The organism is Ruegeria sp. BB1 (assembly GCF_056539465.1).
The window spans coordinates 273,019-290,777 of sequence record NZ_JBQFVB010000004.1 but is presented as its reverse complement, the minus strand read 5'-3'; the positions used below and the strand labels follow the sequence as shown (position 1 = coordinate 290,777).

Genomic DNA, 17,759 nt, shown 5'->3' with positions numbered 1-17,759 from the left:
CTTATACAGGCAGCCCCACGACAAAGCGCGCGCCTTGTGGGTCTGATGTAATATCTGCCTCGGTTGGGCGGATGTTCTCGGCCCAAATCACGCCGCCATGGGCCTCGACAATCTGTTTCGAGATCGCCAGCCCAAGGCCCGAGTTATTGCCGAAATGCTCGTCGGGACGCTGTGAATAGAACCGTTTGAAGATTTTGGTCAGCGCCTGTTCCGGGATGCCCGGGCCGGTATCCTCGACCACGATCAATACCCGGTTTTCGCGACGCCGCACCCAGACGCGAATGGCATCGCTGTCTTCGCAGAAAGAAATCGCATTGGTGATCAGGTTGACGAATACCTGCGCCAGTCGCGCTTCGAGCCCGTTCACGATAATCGGCTGAGACGGCAGGTCAGTGATATAGTCGATGCCTTTGGTACGGGCCTCTTCGCCCAGATATTGACCGATATTGCCCAGCAATTTCAGCAGATCAAAGGGTTGTTCCTCTTCTTTGACCAGTTCGGCATCCAGACGCGATGCGTTCGAAATATCGCTGACCAGACGATCCAGCCGCCGCACATCATGTTCGATCACGCCCAACAACTTGTCGCGTTGGTCGTCGCGTTTGACCACGCGCAGGGTTCCCACCGCGGATTGCAGGCTGGCCAACGGGTTCTTGATCTCATGCGCCACATCGGCGGCAAACTGTTCATTCGCATCGATACGATTATACAGCGCTGTTACCATCCCACGCAGGGCGCGGCTGAGGCGTCCGATTTCATCCGGCCGCGCACTGAGGTCCGGGATGCGGATACGGCCGGGATTTACCCCGGCACCGCGATCTTTGCCCATCTCGGCCGCAGCGGCCAGATCGGCCAACGGGTTGGCGATGGTCGAGGCCAAAACAAGGCTGAGACCGATGGACACCAGCAATGCCACAACAAACATCTGCAAAATGCGTTCCTGCGCGCGCCGGGCCAGCGCGTCAATCTGTCCAGCAGGACCAGCCATTGCGACGGCGCCCACCGGCTCGCCGCTTTGCAGGATCGGAGCCGCGGCAACGATGACCGTCTGACCAGCGTCATCCTTTACCGCCTCAATCTGCTTCTGCCCCTGAATCGACAATGGAATGATTTCCTGCACGCGCTGCGCCAGCGTTGGTGCTTCGTCGGGGTCGGAACGGGTGAACACCCGGGACAGCCCGGTCCACACAGCGTTCAGTGCGTCACTGATCAGGGTACTTCCGGTCTGCACTTCGGCTTCGGTTTTCAGCAATGCATAGGTCTGCGTTGAGGTCGAAACCCCGCGCGTCCAGCCGATCAGCGTTCCATCCATGTCATAGACAAAGACCTCGCCGCCGTCAGGCAGGCTAAGCCCCGCCAGCGTATCCTTAACGTCCAACGCCGCCGTATCCTGTGCGGTTCCGGATTGGTTTTGACGCAGCTGGGCTTCGAACACATTGCTGACTAGCTGCGCGTCCCCGATCAGGTTGCGCGCAGTCTGCTGGACCTGCTCTTCGCGAGAATCGTCGAGATACAGCAACCCGGTGACCAGGATCACAAGGGCAATCAGATTGAAGGTAATAATCCGACGCGCAAGGGGCGACCCGCGCAGCGAGAACATGTTGCGACGTCGGCGCGAAGCCCGGAGTTCAGCCGAATCCGGGTCTTGTGGGATGACCCAATCATCCCCCAGAACGACGTCACCGTCGCGCAACTCGTTTGCTTGTTCCGTATCGCGCACGAGACCCGGTTACCCCTTCTCAGTGGCCACACTTATTCTTCGTTGTACCTGTATCCGATACCATACAGCGTTTCGATGGCCGAAAACTCAGGGTCTGCGGTGCGCATTTTCTTGCGCAGGCGCTTGATGTGGCTATCGATGGTCCGGTCGTCGACATAGACTTGGTCATCATATGCAACATCCATCAGCTGATCACGGCTTTTGACAAAGCCCGGTCGCTGCGCCAACGCCTGAAGCAGCAAGAACTCGGTCACCGTCAACGAGACATCCGCACCCTTCCAACTGACCGCATGGCGCAACGGGTCCATCCGCAGTTCGCCACGTTCCATCACCTTGGTTTCGCCGGTATTGGCGTTGGTCGCATCACCCGCCGTCGCCTCTTGCCGACGCAGCAATGCGCGGATGCGCTCGACCAGCAAACGTTGGGAAAAGGGCTTTTTTACATAGTCGTCCGCGCCCATGCGCAGGCCCAAAACCTCATCGATTTCATCATCTTTAGAGGTCAGAAAGATCACCGGCATCTGGGTTTTCTGTCGCAGCCGTTGCAACAGATCCATACCGTCCATACGCGGCATCTTTATATCCAGCACGGCCATATCGGGCAGTTTCTTGTTGAAAGCATCCAGAGCCGCCTGCCCATCATTATAGGTTTCGACTTCGAATCCTTCAGCTTCGAGCGTCATGGACACGGACGTCAGAATGTTTCTGTCGTCGTCCACCAGTGCAATCTTTGACATCGGGTTCACCCCTATTCCTGCTCACCTACGCAATAATACGCTTTTTTGTAAGTCATTGTTGGCGGTTTTGACGCGCCGAATCAATCCGTAACTGCGAATCATGCCATTCTTGCGGCAGCTATGCGGCAAAAATGCCTTGCAGCCCGCAAAATACTGCCCAGATTTCCATCAGGAAATTCTTGGTGGCGCTAAACTTGAGCTTGGTGGCGCTAACTGCGCCAAACCGTCCTGTTCATGCCCTAAACGACCGTGATAAGAGGCGCTTGACCGCCGGGTTTTTCCGGCAAATGCCCCAAGAGCGCATCCAGGCCAATCGCCAATGCGCCGCCACAGGAGAAGACACACATGACATCTGGACGGGTTAACCCGCAATTCCGCCTCGAAGATCAGGGCATCGAGGGATTGGGCAATGTCTATTACAACTTCATGGAACCGGCGCTGATTGAAGAGGCATTGAAGCGTGGCGAGGGTACACTTGGCAACGGCGGGGCATTTCTGGTCACTACCGGCAAGTTTACCGGTCGCTCACCCAAGGACAAACATGTTGTCAAAACTGAAAGCGTCCTTGACTCTATCTGGTGGGAAAACAACGCCGAGATGAGCCCCAAAGGCTTTGATGCGCTTTATGATGATATGCTGGCTCACATGAAGGGCCGGGATTATTTCGTGCAGGACCTCGTTGGCGGAGCAGACCCAGCCTATTCGATCAACGTTCGGATGGTCACCGAGCTGGCCTGGCACAACCTGTTCATCCGCCACCTGTTGCGCCGTCCGGATCGCGAGGATTTGGATGAATTCATCGCGGATTTCACCATCATCAACTGCCCCAGCTTCCAGGCCGACCCGAAAAAGCACGGCTGCCAGTCTGAGACGGTGATTGCACTGAACTTCGATCGCAAGCTGATCCTGATCGGCGGCACGGAATACGCAGGTGAAAACAAAAAGTCCGTATTCACCCTGTTGAACTACATGCTGCCGGAAAAAGGTGTGATGCCGATGCATTGCTCGGCCAACCACGCGGTTGGCAATCCAGTCGACACCGCTGTTTTCTTTGGCTTGTCCGGCACGGGTAAGACTACCCTGTCGGCCGACCCGTCGCGTACGTTGATCGGTGACGACGAGCATGGCTGGTCGGATCGCGGCACCTTCAACTTCGAAGGCGGCTGCTATGCCAAGACCATCAATCTGAATGCCGAGGCCGAGCCGGAAATCTATGCGACAACCAGCAAATTCGGCACGGTCATCGAAAACATGGTTTTCGACCCCGAAACCAAGGAACTGGATTTCGATGACGACTCGCTGACCGCAAACATGCGCTGCGCTTATCCGCTCGAGTATATCTCGAATGCGTCCAGCAGCGCACTGGGTGGTCACCCTAAGAACATCATCATGCTGACCTGCGATGCGTTCGGCGTTCTGCCTCCGATCGCGCGACTGACCCCGGCACAGGCGATGTACCACTTCCTGTCGGGCTTCACATCCAAAGTGGCCGGAACCGAGCGTGGCGTCACCGAACCCCAGCCGACCTTCTCGACTTGTTTCGGCGCGCCGTTCATGCCGCGCCGTCCGGAAGTTTACGGCAACCTGCTGCGTGAAAAAATCGCTCAGCACGGCGCGACCTGCTGGCTGGTGAATACCGGCTGGACCGGCGGTGCCTACGGCGTTGGCTCGCGGATGCCGATCAGAGCCACCCGTGCGCTGCTGACTGCGGCACTGGACGGTTCGCTGCGTGATGCCGAATTCCGCAAGGACGCAAATTTCGGCTTTGACGTGCCGGTGACCGTACCCGGCGTAGCCGAGGTTCTGCTGGACCCGCGCCGCACTTGGGACGATCAGGCGGCATTCGACAAACAGGCCGAGAAACTGGTGAAGATGTTCGCCGAGAACTTTGAGCAGTACCTGCCGTTCATCGACGACGACATCAAAGCCGTTGCAATCGGGTAATTGGACAAGGGGGCGCTGACGCCCCCTTTTTCCTTTGAGGGTATCGCGAAAATACTCTCTCTAAAGTTGCATAATGCAGACTTCACGTACAAATGCGTTGCCCGGCATGCCTGCCTGAGGTAATTTCGACGCTATTGAAATGAATAAGCCCGGCGCTTACGCACCGGGCGGAAAGTAAAAAGACCTTTGGGTGGCTCGGGCGAACTCTCACATCAGCACGATGAGCAACCTGAAAACGTGACTAGTGTAAGCTAAAGGGGATGAGTGTCAATATGAGACTTACTGATATTGTTTAAGAAATCGGTATATCGCATTTTGCCGCCGAGCAGCGGCATCGACACGAAGAGCGACAGGTAGAATATGACAGAAATCTCAAAACTGACCGAACTGCGTAAACTGATGCAGAGCATGGAACGGACGCTGGGCCTGGAACAGCTGTCTCCGGTTGAGCGTGACATTTATTACGCCGCCGAAGAGCTGTCCAAATCCGATGACGAAGTGCGCACATTCGGCTTGATTGAACACACGCTGGTTCAAAGCGTCTCGCGCCCGACATTCTTTCGTGCGCTGAAATCGTTGGTACAGAAAGGGTATCTGTCGCAAAGCGGTACCGCCAACCGGGGCCGGTATATCGTTCATGCACCCAAGTAATGCCTTCTTCCTGCGTACAGGTGGCTGATCAACGTGCGCAGGTGGGCTACTGACACGCTCTTTGCCTCATCGGCTTATGTCGCCGCATCGTACCTCACTTTTGAGGTCCTGATGCCGCTTCAGAACGTGTTTTTTCCGGAATACCCTAGTCGGGCCAGTCTTTTGTTTCTTCCGCACGGGGTGCGGGTTCTATCGGCGTGGCTGTTAGGATGGCGGGCGATATTCGCCTTGTTGCCTGGCGTTTTCCTGGTTTTTGCCGTTCTCGGCGGCAGCGACGTGTTTCTGCCAAGCCGACTGATGGCGATGTTCATTGCCGTCACCACCGTTCCTGCGGTGTTCTATCTATTTAAGTGGGCAGGTTGGGATCTGTTTCCCCACGCTGATCGCAAACCTTGCTGGTCATGCGTCATGGGGGTTGGGATCGTCACCTCTTTCCTTGTCTCGGGGTTGACCAATCTGGCTTTTGGCAGCGCGCGCGTCGAATATGTCGCCTTTCTGATCGGTGATATCTCAGGCCTGTTTTTCCTGATGCTGGGGCTATATTTTGCCTTTCGGCTTGCGGACAGGCGCCACTAACCGATTAGCGCACGACGAAGCAGATTCACCCCTGCGACCAGCAAAACCAGCAACGTTACCTTTCGAAACAACGCCTGATCGATTCGTGATTGCAACTGCAAGCCCGCCCACATACCAAACAGTGCCGGCAGGATCAAAGCAACCGAGAAAGGTGCCGTCTCGACTCGCAAAATGCCCGACGCTATATGCGCCAGCAACAATGCCACTGATCCCAGTCCGTATATCACGCCTTGCACGCGCATCTGCACTGCCTTCGGTGTGTTCAGTGCAGTCAGATAGGCGACGGTTGGCGGCCCCCAGATGCCGGACATCCCTCCGATAAACCCGGCAATCGCGCCTATGCCCACCTCGACACGTGCCGATGGTTTGCTCAGGGTCAACTGCATTCCCAGCACTTGAAACAGCGCGAAAACCGTAACCGGAAGGCCAATCATCAACAGAAACGTGGACGCGGGCACGGCGCTGACAACCTGGGCCCCCAACAGCAGGAACACAAAACCTACCATCAAGAAGGTACGGAACTGCTTGATCGCGGACACGGCGGCGGGCACCCCCTCGCGCAGGGCCTGAAACACGTTGGTTACCAGCGTTGGTAGGATCAACCCGGCGATCGCCAGATCGGGCGGCAAGAACATACTCAGCCCCGACACCAGAACCATCGGCATGGCAAATCCAACCATGCCTTTGACCCACCCCGCAACAAAAGCAAGGGCGGCGGCCAGCATCAAGTCATGCGGACTGAGTAAGGAAAACAATGTCATGCGCCCGTGATAACACTCTTGGCGCGCGCTGCATCGCAAAATCGGCAAAGCAATTTTCGAACTTTTTCACTGCTTAATTCGTATTTTTGTTGCGCTGCACGTGCAGCATGGTATGACCAGACGACTCTAAAGAAGGACGTGATTCATGGCCCATGACGGACAGGATATGACCCAGATGACGACATCCGCGATTTTGCCCGACCTTCTGACGCTGACCCGCGCGGCCCTGCCTGCCGTTGAAGCAGTTTTTGAACGCGCCCGCGAGTCGGTCCGCGGGATAGTCACCGCTGACGGCCGGGTCTCTGGCGCGTTGATTGAAGCCAATCAAACCGCCGCCCACGGCCTTTCGTGGCTGGCGACGTACAACCAATCACTACAACAGATGCAACGCTGGGCCGAAGCCCTGGATGCAGATGGCAAATTTGGCGAAATGGAACAGCTGTTGCATCAGATCGCCTTTGGTGAGTACCTGCATCAGGTCGCAGGTGGCATCCCGATGAACCAGGGAGAGGTCGTGCGTCTGCAAGATATGGGCCTTGGCTGGGACGCCCTGTCCGGTTTCCAATGCACCGAAGTCCAGACGCTGATGGCTCAGGCCAACACACAGGCCGCCCGCACACAACTGGTTGGTCTGATGGGTGATCAGGCCGGTTCCACCATGTTCGGCGCCTCGGGTCTGGATGAAGAACTGGAAATGATCCGCGACCAATTCCGCCGCTATGCACAGGAAAAGGTCGAACCGAACGCCCATGACTGGCACCTCAAGGACGAGCTGATCCCGATCGAAATCATCGAAGAACTGGCCGAAATGGGCGTCTTCGGCCTGACCATCCCCGAGGAATTCGGCGGCTTCGGCTTGTCCAAAGCCTCGATGTGCGTGGTGTCCGAGGAACTGTCGCGCGGTTACATCGGCGTCGGCTCGCTGGGCACCCGGTCCGAGATCGCGGCCGAACTGATCATCGCAGGCGGCACCGACGAGCAAAAGGCCAACTGGTTGCCGAAACTGGCCAGCGCCGAGATCCTGCCCACCGCTGTGTTCACCGAACCGAACACCGGATCCGACCTTGGCAGCCTGCGTACACGCGCCGTCAAGGATGAGAACGGCGATTACCAGATCACCGGCAACAAGACCTGGATTACTCACGCAGCCCGAACCCATGTGATGACCCTGCTGGCGCGGACCAATCCGGACACTACCGATCACCGCGGCCTGTCCATGTTCCTGGCTGAAAAAACACCCGGCACGGACGAGAACCCCTTCCCCACCCCCGGCATGACCGGTGGCGAGATCGAAGTGCTGGGCTATCGCGGCATGAAAGAATATGAGCTGGGTTTTGACGGTTTCCATGTTAAAGGTGAAAACCTTCTGGGTGGCGAAGAGGGCAAAGGCTTCAAACAGCTGATGGAAACCTTCGAGTCGGCCCGTATCCAGACCGCCGCCCGCGCCATCGGCGTGGCACAAAGTGCGCTGGATATCGCCATGCAATACGCGCAGGACCGCAAGCAATTCGGCAAATCGCTGATCAACTTCCCCCGTGTCTCGGGCAAGCTGGCGATGATGGCGGTTGAGATCATGATCGCGCGGCAGCTGACCTATTTCTCGGCCTGGGAAAAGGATCACGGCCAGCGCTGCGATCTTGAGGCAGGTATGGCCAAACTGCTGGGCGCTCGCGTGGCCTGGGCGGCTGCGGACAACGGTCTGCAAATCCATGGCGGCAACGGCTTTGCGCTGGAATACAAGATCAGCCGCGTTCTGTGCGATGCGCGTATTCTGAATATTTTCGAAGGGGCTGCCGAAATTCAGGCTCAGGTTATCGCACGACGACTGCTGAGCTGACGGTTTTCGGTATTCCCGTTTCCCCAACTGACCCGGCCCTGGCGCCGGGTCTTTTTCTGTTCGGGGCAGGTTGTGATCCGCTGATGGCGAACTTCCCCTTTGATCTCAAGTACGAACCTGGTTAGAGCATCCTGCGCTCAAGAAAGAATGGCACGAAGAATGACCAGACGACTTTTCGCACTGTGTGCGGTTCTAGCAGCAATAGTCCTTGGCGGATGCGCGACCAAGCAACCGACTGTCGGCCAAAGCGATATTGACGATTTGGCGATGGCCATCCAGGCCCTTGGCCCCGAGGTCGATCCGGCCGAGGCAAACAAAGCCGCCACGATTGCCTACTCTTATTCCCAGCAATTGAAGCAGGAATGGAACGTCACAGACTCAGCCATCATCCACAACGCCAAGGTCATCAACGGCTTTCGCGAGTTTGGGCTGTGCAATGATTGGGCCCAAGCCATGACCACACGTCTGAAGCAAGAGAATTTCCGCACGCTGGACCTGCACTGGGCGACTTCCCCGCCGACCGCGTTTCGGATCATCCACCACTCGGCTCTGATCAGTGCCAAGGGGGATTCGATGTATGACGGGATTATCCTTGACCCTTGGCGGGCCAGCGGCGCGCTGACATGGGCGCCGGTCCGGGAAGATACCAAGTATAACTGGCGCCCTCGTCTGGAGGTCCGGGAAGAATTGATTAGCGGCGAGATCCCCTACTGACGTCGGTTCCGTCCGCTCAAAGGTTGCGCTAAGACCATCCCATGACCCGCCTGATCCTGACCCTACCCCTGCTGGCCCTTTTCCAATGCGACAAAGACGAAACCGTCGCTGCCTACGGCGCGGCTGATCAAACATGGGCATTACAGGAAATCGATGGACAACCCTTTGAGACCAGCGCCCTGTTGCGCTTTCCCGAGGAAGGCAAGATAGCAGGAAATGCCCCTTGCAACAGCTACAGCGGTACTCTGAACGCGCCATATCCGTGGTTTGAGATTGCAGACCTCACTGCGACCCGCGCCGCCTGTGCCGGGCTTGAGGCTGAAGGGTTCTACTTCGCAGCCCTTATGGCCATGACCCAGTCCGAGGTCTCTGGTGATGTATTGATCCTGCGAAATGAAGACGGGCACGAGATGGTGTTTACAGCCGTCGAGTAAACTGATCCACAAATCGTGCCCGCGCCTCTGGCAACGGGTGGTGCCCCAGCGACGGGGCCACGCGGTGTTCCAGAAAATACCCGGTCGTTTGCAAACCCGCTGCGATCTCTGCGTCCGGCGCAGCGCCTTCTCCGCGCAGGCAAAGCGGCAGAGGTAACAGCTTATCCGCCCATTCCCCTGCCGCTTCGCCGCTGACCGCCCGACCGGATTTGGGCGAGACATAAACAAGCCCCTCACGTGCGCCCGTCACGGCGCAAACGGACAAATCAAGCCCGAACCCAAGCTCTTCCAACATGGCCAGTTCCCACCGTAGATAAGCCAGCGGCCAAATTTCATCCTGGCCCAGCAAATCCATCAGCTGTTCCGTCTGATTGTAGACGGCAGGGTGCGGCTCTCGTTCCGGCAGACAAAAGGACAACAAGGAGACAACAGCGTTTAACCCGGCCAGCGCCAAGCGCCCCGAAAACGCCGCCGCCGCGCGGGATCGCAGGGGTTCAACCTGAAACGTCCCGATATGTTCCTCAAGTCGCGCGCGCCACAGAACGTCCAACTGCGCCCCCGGTTGCAGGATCGGCGCGGTCTTGCGGCTGGCACCCCCGCGCACAACCCCAGCATGGCGACCGTGGCCTTCGGTAAAAACCTCAATGATCGCCGCCGATTCGCCGTGGCGGCGCGAGGTCAGAAGGATGCCGTGATCACGCCAATCCAAAGTGGGCTCCTGATGGGTATAGATTTTCCCGGCCACAAAACCGCAACAACCGATCATGCGCAAGATATATGCCGGTTCCGCTGCAATTCTGTAAAAGTCCCCAGACCTTCCGACAAATGCTATGATCAACGGCACCGGCGCGCTGCTGGGGCAGGTTCATTGATTGATTTGAACGGGATACGCCCCGAGAACAGACAGGAGTACACCATGAAAACACCTTTTTTCACCTCACCTTCCGACTACCCTGAACCCCTGAACGTTCTTGGCGACAAAATCACTGTGCTAGCACGTCTTGAACAGATCGGGGATTATGCAGTCACGCTCAATTACGGTCACGAAGGCAATGGCCCACCGCCCCACACGCACCCATGGGATGAGACCTTTTTTGTGGTGAAGGGCGAGGTCGAATTTGTGATGGACGGAGAAACCAAAAGCGCGCCCGCTGGCACGCTAGTCCATTTCCCGGCCGGTGCTGTACACAGCTTTAAGTTCGGCCCCGGCGGGGCGCATCTACTTGAGATAAGCGGAAGAGGTTCACGCGCTATCGAGATGTTTACAGACCTGGACCGCGAAGCACCGGGCCCCGTTCAGGACGGTGCAAAAATTGCCGAGGTATTGCGCAAAACCGGGGTGGAACTGGCTGGATAAGAGTGGTTTCTTTGCGCGTCAATCGACAATTGTCTGTGCGGTATCAATACCTCCGATTTTGACGCGACAATTAGATTCAGAAGTATGCCGTGATCGCACTAGGCCAATCCCGGTCCCCCATGGCTCCAGGTTTTCGGAGGATAGTCGCAGGTCGGGTAGTCTAGAGGGAAAAACTGAACCAGAAGGGCAATTAGAACCTTACTCTGAATGCAAAGCCGACCAATGGTGCCGTTTCGTAATTCTGGCGACTGAGTTCCGAACCATTTGCATCGTCCAACGTCAAACGGCCATCCAACTCAGCCCCTGCAAAGACATTCAACGAAACGCCAGGATTGGGACTGTAACCTAATGCCAGCACAACAGGGATGCTTTTGTCTTCACCCACCCCATCCGGAGCCAAGCCATCTCCATCCAATCGAAACCGTATTCTCTCGGAGCGAGCCGAAAGCGACAGGTTCATTTCGTTATTTAGCGCGTAGCTGAGCGTGAGTCCTGGACCTTGCGTAGCACCAATCCCTGAGCCTGTGTTCAAGTTCCAGCGGTCGTTTATATCCCAATCCACCAACAAGGCTGGGAAGAAATCGATATCGTCATCCTCCAACTGCGAAAACACGCCAAATGCAGGGCCGATGGTAAGACGCTCACTTAGCTTCCATGCAATACCCGCAAAAGCTCCATAGGTACGTCCGTCCGAGGCAGTAGCGCCGCTTTGATAGTCCCATCTGATCTGTGGCGATATAAAGGCGGTGGCTGTATTTCCAACTCGAAACCGCACTGGCAAGGAAACGCGAATGTCTCGGATATCTTCCCAAGGCTGGTTATTTGCTTCGCTAAAGTTGTAATCGAACCTACCGAAGCTAGCCGACACCCCAACGGAGTTCCCTCCGTCCATGTTATAAAGCGCGGTGGTTCGCACAAAAGCACGGCTTGCCGAGAACTCTCCACCTCCACTCAAACTCGCATCGCCCTGAAAAGCAGCAAGCCCGTCAAGTTGATAGATCCAACCCAATCTGGGCTGCGCCGCTGCGGAAGTCGCTGTGCAAACCAAGAGCAAAAAGGGAAGACGGCAGGCTAACAAGAAGGTTTTCATAAATTCCAAACTCTTAGGAAGGGGGCACAATTCCAGATAGTATTTCAGTGTGCAGGGTGTAACCCAAAATAGAAATAGATTGTTAGACTTTGTCCGCCAGACCAAGCTGCAGTTAATCCAGCCCTTCTTCTCCAAGAAGATGCCGCCCCTGCCGGTCTTCTACCTCAATCACCCAAAGGTCTGGGTCAAAGCTGCGCTGGCGTTGAATGGCTTCATCCACATCCATTTCCGCACCGCTGGAGAGTTCAACCCATTTGCGCTCGCCGCTCATCAGATCAAAGCTGCGTTGGAAGGCAACGGCCCGCCCGTCCAGTGTGTTCAGCTTGACCAGCACCGCGCCAGCCGTATCGTCCCCGTGGGCCACTACGTAGGCCGGGATGTCCTGAAACCGCAGCCTTGCCAGATAGGCGTGGACCCAGAAATCAGCCGTCAGACGCGTCATGCGTTGCCGTCTTTGAAATCCAGCCCCATTTCCGAATAGCGCTCGGATTCTTCCAGCCAGTTCGGGCGCACCTTGACCTGCAGGAACAGATGAACCTTGCGGTCGAGGAACTCTTCCAGCTCGGCCCGCGCCGCCTGGCTGACGGCCTTGATGGTCTCGCCGCGTTTGCCCAGAACGATACCTTTATGACCGTCGCGCATGACATAGATGACCTGATCGATCTTGGCGGACCCGTCCTTGCGTTCCTCCCAGTTCTCGGTCTCGACGGTCAACTGGTAGGGCAGTTCCTGATGCAGGCGCAGGGTCAGTTTCTCGCGCGTCATCTCGGCGGCGATCATGCGCATCGGCAGATCGGCGATCTGGTCTTCGGGATACAGCCAAGGTCCTTCGGGCAATTCCGCCGCAAGCCACTTGCGCAGGTCTTCCACACCATAGCCGCGCTCGGCCGAGATCATGAAAGTTTCGGCAAAAGGATAGCGCGCGTTCAGATCGCTGGTCAGCGCCAGCAGTTTCTCGGACGGAACCTTGTCAATCTTGTTGATGGCCAGCGCGATGGTACGGCCCTGCCCGATCTCTTCCAGACCTTCGAGGATGCGTTCGACCCCTTCGGTGATGCCGCGATGCGCCTCAACCATCAGCACTACCACATCAGCATCCGCAGCCCCGCCCCAGGCGGCCGCGACCATGGCGCGATCCAGACGACGGCGGGGTTTGAACAGGCCGGGCGTGTCAACGAATACCAGTTGCGCATCCCCTTCCATCGCCACACCACGAATGCGGGCGCGGGTGGTTTGCACCTTATGCGTCACGATCGAAACCTTGGCCCCGACCATGCGGTTCAGAAGGGTGGATTTGCCTGCGTTGGGCTCTCCGATCAGGGCGATAAATCCGGCGCGTGTGGTCATGTGTGATGCGATCCTGTTTGCAAGTGCGCACCCCTATAGCAGAAAGCCCCCGCGGGCCAGAGGCATTTGTCGCATTGCGGCCATGCGGTCGGAATGGCATCACCGGATCAAGCCACGCCAATAACAGCCAGGTAATCCTTCTTTTCATGAGGCTGATATGAACCGTCGCGAGTTTCTTTTGGGTAGTGGCGCTGCCACAGGGGTATTGGGTCTAGGTGGCTTTGGTTTAGCGGCAGGTGCGCAAGAGCTGGTCGTCCAACCCGCCAGCTTTGCCCTGCGCGATCAGGTCACCACCGGTATGGTCAGCCTGTCGCCTGACGCGCCGCCTCCGATTTTACATGGCAAACAGGGTGAGGTGATGCGCCTGCCAGTGCGCAACACCCTGCCTGATTATACGGCGATGCATTGGCACGGGCTGCGTATTCCGAATGACATGGACGGGGTGCCTTATCTGACCCAAATGCCGATTGGACCGGGTGAGGTGTTTGACTATGAATTCACGCCTCCGGATGCGGGCACCTTTTGGTATCACCCTCATTGCATGACGATGGAACAGATGGCCCATGGTCTGACTGGAGTGTTGGTGATCGCCGAGGCCGAAGATCCCGGTTTTGACAGCGAGCAGGTGATCAACCTGCGTGATTTCCGCCTGAATGATGACGGGTCGTTCCTTCCTGCCTACACTGCGCGCGGGGCCGCAAGGGCGGGAACCTTTGGTAATGTGCAAACGGCGAACTGGCTGGATGGGCCGGTTTATGATCACGCCGCAGGCAGCCTTGTACGTTTGCGCGTGGTAAACACGGACACAACCCGCATCTACAAGGTGCATCTGAACGGTGCCGAGGCCCGAATTATCGCATGGGACGGTCACCCGGTCGAAGTTGACCTTCCATTGCCCATTGCCGATGACCCCTTGCTGATTGGACCCGGACAGCGTGTGGATTTTGCTTTGAAAATGCCACTAGGCGAGGGTCAGACTGTCGATCTAATGGCCAAGTTTCCTGGACAGCCGCATCGTTCCATGACCCGCTTGCGTGCAGTGGGTGCGCCCGTCTCGCGCGATCTGCGCGAGCTACGCCCCCTACCCGTGAACCCCACAACAAAACCGGATCTGGAGAATGCCGAATTGCACGAATTTGTCTTTGGCTGGACACCCGAAGGAGGCGAACCGACCAATGGGTTTTGTGGCTCTCTGGGGTATAACTTCTGGTCGATCAACCGAAGGCCTTGGCCGGGGGATGCGGCGAAAGGGGTTGGTCCGTTGGCCACGCTGCAACGAGGTAAAAGTTATGTTTTGCGATTGCGTAACGAGTCACCGAACCTGCATCCGATCCACCTGCATGGGTTGGCTTTTGTACCGATAAAATCGAACCTTCGCCCGTTACCACCATTGCTGACCGACACGATGTTGCTGTTGAAAGATGAGGTGGTCGAGATCGCGTTGGTCGCCGACAACCCGGGCGACTGGGCGTTTCATTGCCACGTGATCGAACATCAAAAAACCGGGCTAACCGGATATATTCGGGTGGATTGAGGTTCAGTTTGACCACACCAATACGGGCGAAAGGGGGCTTGCCCCCTGCCCAAGACCGCAATCTACTTAGGTAGGTTTTCCAACAGCGATTTGGCTGCGGCCTGTTCTGCCTGACGTTTTGAACCTGCGGTTGCCTGAGCCTCGGTGCCGTCTTGCAGTCGAGCGGCAATCGTGAAGACGGGGGCGTGATCCGGGCCGCTGCGCTTGATCTCGACATAAGACGGCGGCTTTTGGCCCCGCGCCTGCGCCCATTCCTGCAACGAGGTTTTGGCGTCCCGCGCATCAGCTTCGACCGTGTGGATACGATCGCCCCAAAGCGCCAGAATTACATCCCGCGCCGCTTCGAACCCGGCATCGCGATAGATCGCGGCAATGACCGCCTCCATCGCGTCGCCCAGCAGGGCCTGTTTACGACGGCCGCCAGACATCATTTCAGACCGGCCCAGTTTCAACACCGCGCCCAGATCGATCTGACGGGCCACGTCAGCGCACGCCTCCTTGCGGACCAGCGCATTGAAGCGGGGGGCAAGTTGGCCTTCGGATGCCTTCTTGTCGGCCTCAAGCAGAGCCGTCGCCATGACCAAGCCCAGAACGCGGTCGCCCAGGAACTCCAGCCGCTGGTTATCAGGCCGGGTCGCCGAAGAGACCGATCCATGAGTCAACGCGCGCACCAGCAGTTCGGGGTCTGCGAACTCATACCCCAATCGCTGCTCAAACGCTTTTATCTCGGCGGAAAGCTTCAATTGATCGCCTTGAAGAAGCGGTCACCACGCCAGGTCCAGAAGAACAGCATCGACCGACCCGCGGACGAGAACATGATCCGATCAGCACGACCAATCAGGTTTTCATAAGGAACATACCCCACGCCTCCGGCGGACTGTGGCAAGCGGCTGTCGCTGGAATTGTCGCGGTTGTCACCCATGAAGAAATAGTGGCCTTCGGGCACAGTATAAATGCCGGTATTGTCCGAACCCTGATCGGTGATGTTCAGCACGTCGTAAGAGACCCCGTTGGGCAAGGTTTCGATCAGACGGCTCTTTTCGCAGACACCGCCAATGCCGACAGGCCCGTTCTCGCAGCGCGGGCGCAGGCCTTGCGGGCCTTGAGGTTCGGCGGTTTCGGTAAAGACGCCGTCGGGTTGTTGCGGCACTGGTGTACCGTTCAAGATGATCTGCCCCTCACGGACCTGAACGCGATCCCCCGGCAGGCCGATCAGCCGCTTGATATAGTCGCGCCCGGTGACGGGATGACGGAAAACGATGACGTCGCCGCGCTCGGGCTCACCACCCCAAATGCGCGTGTTGTCACCTTTCATCCAACCGCAAATATCTTCCGCATCGACGTTCAAGCCGACGCTGGGAATAATCAGGCTTGGGCACGAGGCATAAGAATAGCCATAGGCCATTTTATTGACGAACAGGAAGTCCCCGATCAGCAACGTCTGTTTCATCGAGCCGGAGGGAATCCAGAACGGCTGAAAGAACAGGGTACGGAAAACACCCGCGATCAATAGGGCATAGACGATGGTTTTGATCGTCTCCCACACGGGATTTCCGGTTTTGACGTCCTCGGCCATACTGCTCTCCGGTCCTTTGGTTGTTGGGGTGCTACATGCGGGGCCGACGGGGGCAAGTCAAGGCTGCGTGGCGTTATCTTGAAGTGGTCGGGCCTCGATCACCACGAAGGCCTGTGCCCAAGGGTGGTCGTCTGTCAGAGTGACATGGATGATGGCTTCATGGCCCTCGGGCGTCATCTCTTTCAGACGTTCGGCGGCCCAACCGGTGACATGCATGACAGGTTGGCCTGTACGCAGGTTAGTGACCGCCATATCCTTCCACGCGATACCCATGCGCAGGCCGGTGCCCAGCGCCTTGGAACATGCCTCTTTCGCGGCCCAGCGTTTGGCATAGGTCCCGGCCGTATCGGCGCGGCGCTCGGCCTTGGTCTGTTCAGTATCGGTGAAAACACGATTGCGGAACCGGTCGCCAAACCGGTCGAGCGTACCCTGAATGCGTTCGATATTTGCGAGGTCTGTGCCGATGCCAAGGATCACATCAGACCTCCAGAACCACGGTGCCCAGTTTGTCACCGGCTTCAACCATTTGGTGGGCTGCCGCTGCGTTGGCTAAATGCCCGCCTGGCACTACTGCATGGTTCAATGCCCCCTGCTTCAACCATTCACTCAGTTGAGCTTCGCCCCTGCGCCGAGCAACAGCATCCAGTTGATAAACAATCAACATATGCAAGCGGATGTTCTTGAACATGAAACCGTAGAAATCGAGCTCTGGTCGCATTTGCGACACGGAAGAATAACTTGCGATGGTACCACCCGGCCGGATTAGTGCCAGAGACGCATCCTGATTTGCCGCAAAGTCCACTTCGACAATACGATCAACGCCCGCGCCGTCTGTCATATCCAATACAGTCTCAGCCACGTTTTGGGTGCGGTAATTCACAAATTCCTTTGCACCAGAGTGCACTGCTTTTTTCTGCGTACTGATCGTGGTGATAACCCGAGCCCCGCCAAGAGCGGCCATTTGGCAGGCGTAACGCCCCACAGTACCCGCCCCGCCGGTCACCAGGATAGTTTTGTCAGCGATCGGCCCGTCAGCATACAAGGCATACCATGCGGTCATTGCCGGAATCCCAAAACACGCACCTTCGGCGAAACTGGTAATGTCAGGAAGAGTAACGGCCTGCTCTGACGGTAAAGCGATATACTCAGCAGCGGTTCCGAACGCGCGTTGCCACTGGCCATTCCAGATCCAGACCCTTTCACCAACCCGGGACGGATCGACACCTGAGCCAACGGACACAATTACTCCGGCACCATCCGAATGTGGAATGACAAGCGGGTGCTGCATGACCGCCCCGGGCCGCGCACCACCACGCAACTTAACATCCGACGGATTGATTCCGGTGGCTTTGATCTGAACCACAACTTCACCCAGCCCAGCCACCGGATCGGGCATATCAATCAGTTCAAGCACGTCCTCTGCTGGACCAAAGTTACGATATGCAATTGCTTTCATTACATTACCCCACCTTCCGACCTTG

At 57.2% G+C, this 17,759-nt stretch carries 19 protein-coding genes; 8 read left to right on the top strand and 11 right to left on the bottom strand.

The window, feature by feature from the left end; all coding sequences use genetic code 11:
- Position 1: 1 nt before the first annotated feature.
- Positions 2–1,720, bottom strand: a complete 1,719-nt coding sequence (locus ACR0AL_RS12435) for an ATP-binding protein (protein WP_170350388.1) — start codon at positions 1,718–1,720, stop codon at positions 2–4.
- 32 nt (positions 1,721–1,752) lie between these two features.
- The gene (locus tag ACR0AL_RS12430) at positions 1,753–2,457 is read right to left on the bottom strand and encodes a response regulator transcription factor (RefSeq protein WP_170350387.1); all 705 of its coding nucleotides are present in this window, start codon (positions 2,455–2,457) and stop codon (positions 1,753–1,755) included.
- Between the two features lie 345 nt (positions 2,458–2,802).
- Here ACR0AL_RS12430 and ACR0AL_RS12425 point away from each other — a divergent pair, with 345 nt between their 5' ends.
- The 3 genes from ACR0AL_RS12425 to ACR0AL_RS12415 all read left to right on the top strand — a co-directional run bounded on the left by ACR0AL_RS12425 (position 2,803) and on the right by ACR0AL_RS12415 (position 5,628).
- Positions 2,803–4,401, top strand: a complete 1,599-nt coding sequence (locus tag ACR0AL_RS12425; RefSeq protein ID WP_170350385.1) for a phosphoenolpyruvate carboxykinase — start codon at positions 2,803–2,805, stop codon at positions 4,399–4,401.
- 360 nt (positions 4,402–4,761) lie between these two features.
- Positions 4,762–5,052 carry a hypothetical protein gene (locus ACR0AL_RS12420; RefSeq protein ID WP_170350384.1) on the top strand — a complete coding sequence of 97 codons (291 nt, stop codon included), beginning with the start codon at positions 4,762–4,764 and terminating at the stop codon, positions 5,050–5,052.
- 111 nt (positions 5,053–5,163) lie between these two features.
- Positions 5,164–5,628, top strand: a complete 465-nt coding sequence (locus tag ACR0AL_RS12415; RefSeq protein WP_217356018.1) for a hypothetical protein — start codon at positions 5,164–5,166, stop codon at positions 5,626–5,628.
- Here the strand turns inward: ACR0AL_RS12415 and ACR0AL_RS12410 are convergent.
- The gene (locus ACR0AL_RS12410; protein ID WP_480663233.1) at positions 5,625–6,389 is read right to left on the bottom strand and encodes a sulfite exporter TauE/SafE family protein; all 765 of its coding nucleotides are present in this window, start codon (positions 6,387–6,389) and stop codon (positions 5,625–5,627) included. The two genes, ACR0AL_RS12415 and ACR0AL_RS12410, sit on opposite strands and share 4 nt — an antisense overlap.
- A 145-nt stretch (positions 6,390–6,534) precedes the next feature.
- Between ACR0AL_RS12410 and ACR0AL_RS12405 the strand changes: the two genes are divergently transcribed.
- The 3 genes from ACR0AL_RS12405 to ACR0AL_RS12395 all read left to right on the top strand — a co-directional run bounded on the left by ACR0AL_RS12405 (position 6,535) and on the right by ACR0AL_RS12395 (position 9,374).
- Positions 6,535–8,226 (top strand): acyl-CoA dehydrogenase family protein, encoded by a 1,692-nt coding sequence (locus ACR0AL_RS12405; RefSeq protein WP_170411310.1) that lies wholly within the window; start codon positions 6,535–6,537, stop codon positions 8,224–8,226.
- A 159-nt stretch (positions 8,227–8,385) separates the two neighbouring features.
- Positions 8,386–8,940 (top strand): hypothetical protein, encoded by a 555-nt coding sequence (locus ACR0AL_RS12400; RefSeq protein WP_170350380.1) that lies wholly within the window; start codon positions 8,386–8,388, stop codon positions 8,938–8,940.
- A 41-nt stretch (positions 8,941–8,981) separates the two neighbouring features.
- On the top strand, positions 8,982–9,374 hold the full coding sequence (locus ACR0AL_RS12395) for an META domain-containing protein (RefSeq protein WP_480637567.1): 393 nt from the start codon (positions 8,982–8,984) through the stop codon (positions 9,372–9,374).
- Here the strand turns inward: ACR0AL_RS12395 and recO are convergent.
- Positions 9,358–10,083 carry a DNA repair protein RecO gene (recO, locus tag ACR0AL_RS12390; RefSeq protein ID WP_480663231.1) on the bottom strand — a complete coding sequence of 242 codons (726 nt, stop codon included), beginning with the start codon at positions 10,081–10,083 and terminating at the stop codon, positions 9,358–9,360. The two genes, ACR0AL_RS12395 and recO, sit on opposite strands and share 17 nt — an antisense overlap.
- Before the next feature lie 207 nt (positions 10,084–10,290).
- Between recO and ACR0AL_RS12385 the strand changes: the two genes are divergently transcribed.
- Positions 10,291–10,731, top strand: coding sequence for a cupin domain-containing protein (locus ACR0AL_RS12385; protein ID WP_480663229.1), 441 nt, complete (start codon positions 10,291–10,293; stop codon positions 10,729–10,731).
- A 190-nt stretch (positions 10,732–10,921) separates the two neighbouring features.
- Here the strand turns inward: ACR0AL_RS12385 and ACR0AL_RS12380 are convergent, their stop codons facing one another.
- The 3 genes from ACR0AL_RS12380 to era form a co-directional block, all read right to left on the bottom strand.
- Entirely contained in the window at positions 10,922–11,821 is a 900-nt protein-coding gene (locus tag ACR0AL_RS12380; protein WP_170350376.1) for a hypothetical protein, read from the bottom strand.
- Between the two features lie 112 nt (positions 11,822–11,933).
- Positions 11,934–12,263, bottom strand: coding sequence for a DUF1491 family protein (locus ACR0AL_RS12375; protein WP_170550886.1), 330 nt, complete (start codon positions 12,261–12,263; stop codon positions 11,934–11,936).
- Positions 12,260–13,168, bottom strand: a complete 909-nt coding sequence (gene era, locus ACR0AL_RS12370) for a GTPase Era (protein ID WP_170360038.1) — start codon at positions 13,166–13,168, stop codon at positions 12,260–12,262. Before era ends, ACR0AL_RS12375 begins: the two co-directional genes overlap by 4 nt.
- 157 nt (positions 13,169–13,325) lie before the next feature.
- Here era and ACR0AL_RS12365 point away from each other — a divergent pair, with 157 nt between their 5' ends.
- Entirely contained in the window at positions 13,326–14,702 is a 1,377-nt protein-coding gene (locus ACR0AL_RS12365) for a multicopper oxidase family protein (protein WP_480663226.1), read from the top strand.
- 62 nt (positions 14,703–14,764) lie between these two features.
- Here the strand turns inward: ACR0AL_RS12365 and rnc are convergent, their stop codons facing one another.
- Genes rnc through ACR0AL_RS12345 form a run of 4 tightly spaced genes read right to left on the bottom strand, consistent with a single transcriptional unit; the run spans position 14,765 to position 17,734 of the window.
- The gene (gene rnc, locus ACR0AL_RS12360; protein ID WP_170350372.1) at positions 14,765–15,445 is read right to left on the bottom strand and encodes a ribonuclease III; all 681 of its coding nucleotides are present in this window, start codon (positions 15,443–15,445) and stop codon (positions 14,765–14,767) included.
- Positions 15,442–16,278 carry a signal peptidase I gene (gene lepB / locus ACR0AL_RS12355; protein ID WP_170350371.1) on the bottom strand — a complete coding sequence of 279 codons (837 nt, stop codon included), beginning with the start codon at positions 16,276–16,278 and terminating at the stop codon, positions 15,442–15,444. Before lepB ends, rnc begins: the two co-directional genes overlap by 4 nt.
- A gap of 57 nt (positions 16,279–16,335) precedes the next feature.
- The gene (acpS, locus tag ACR0AL_RS12350; protein WP_170350370.1) at positions 16,336–16,755 is read right to left on the bottom strand and encodes a holo-ACP synthase; all 420 of its coding nucleotides are present in this window, start codon (positions 16,753–16,755) and stop codon (positions 16,336–16,338) included.
- A gap of 1 nt (position 16,756) precedes the next feature.
- Entirely contained in the window at positions 16,757–17,734 is a 978-nt protein-coding gene (locus ACR0AL_RS12345) for an NADPH:quinone reductase (protein WP_170350369.1), read from the bottom strand.
- Between the last annotated feature and the right edge of the window lie 25 nt (positions 17,735–17,759).

Excerpts from the sequence above, each read along its gene's own strand:
- ACR0AL_RS12430 (WP_170350387.1), bottom strand. The coding sequence starts at position 2,457 with ATGTCAAAGATTGCACTGGTGGACGACGACAGAAACATTCTGACGTCC.
- ACR0AL_RS12425 (WP_170350385.1), top strand. The coding sequence starts at position 2,803 with ATGACATCTGGACGGGTTAACCCGCAATTCCGCCTCGAAGATCAGGGC.
- ACR0AL_RS12420 (WP_170350384.1), top strand. The coding sequence starts at position 4,762 with ATGACAGAAATCTCAAAACTGACCGAACTGCGTAAACTGATGCAGAGC.
- ACR0AL_RS12415 (WP_217356018.1), top strand. The coding sequence starts at position 5,164 with ATGCCGCTTCAGAACGTGTTTTTTCCGGAATACCCTAGTCGGGCCAGT.
- ACR0AL_RS12410 (WP_480663233.1), bottom strand. The coding sequence starts at position 6,389 with ATGACATTGTTTTCCTTACTCAGTCCGCATGACTTGATGCTGGCCGCC.
- ACR0AL_RS12405 (WP_170411310.1), top strand. The coding sequence starts at position 6,535 with ATGGCCCATGACGGACAGGATATGACCCAGATGACGACATCCGCGATT.
- ACR0AL_RS12400 (WP_170350380.1), top strand. The coding sequence starts at position 8,386 with ATGACCAGACGACTTTTCGCACTGTGTGCGGTTCTAGCAGCAATAGTC.
- ACR0AL_RS12395 (WP_480637567.1), top strand. The coding sequence starts at position 8,982 with ATGACCCGCCTGATCCTGACCCTACCCCTGCTGGCCCTTTTCCAATGC.
- ACR0AL_RS12385 (WP_480663229.1), top strand. The coding sequence starts at position 10,291 with ATGAAAACACCTTTTTTCACCTCACCTTCCGACTACCCTGAACCCCTG.
- ACR0AL_RS12380 (WP_170350376.1), bottom strand. The coding sequence starts at position 11,821 with ATGAAAACCTTCTTGTTAGCCTGCCGTCTTCCCTTTTTGCTCTTGGTT.
- ACR0AL_RS12375 (WP_170550886.1), bottom strand. The coding sequence starts at position 12,263 with ATGACGCGTCTGACGGCTGATTTCTGGGTCCACGCCTATCTGGCAAGG.
- era (WP_170360038.1), bottom strand. The coding sequence starts at position 13,168 with ATGACCACACGCGCCGGATTTATCGCCCTGATCGGAGAGCCCAACGCA.
- ACR0AL_RS12365 (WP_480663226.1), top strand. The coding sequence starts at position 13,326 with ATGAACCGTCGCGAGTTTCTTTTGGGTAGTGGCGCTGCCACAGGGGTA.
- lepB (WP_170350371.1), bottom strand. The coding sequence starts at position 16,278 with ATGGCCGAGGACGTCAAAACCGGAAATCCCGTGTGGGAGACGATCAAA.
- ACR0AL_RS12345 (WP_170350369.1), bottom strand. The coding sequence starts at position 17,734 with ATGAAAGCAATTGCATATCGTAACTTTGGTCCAGCAGAGGACGTGCTT.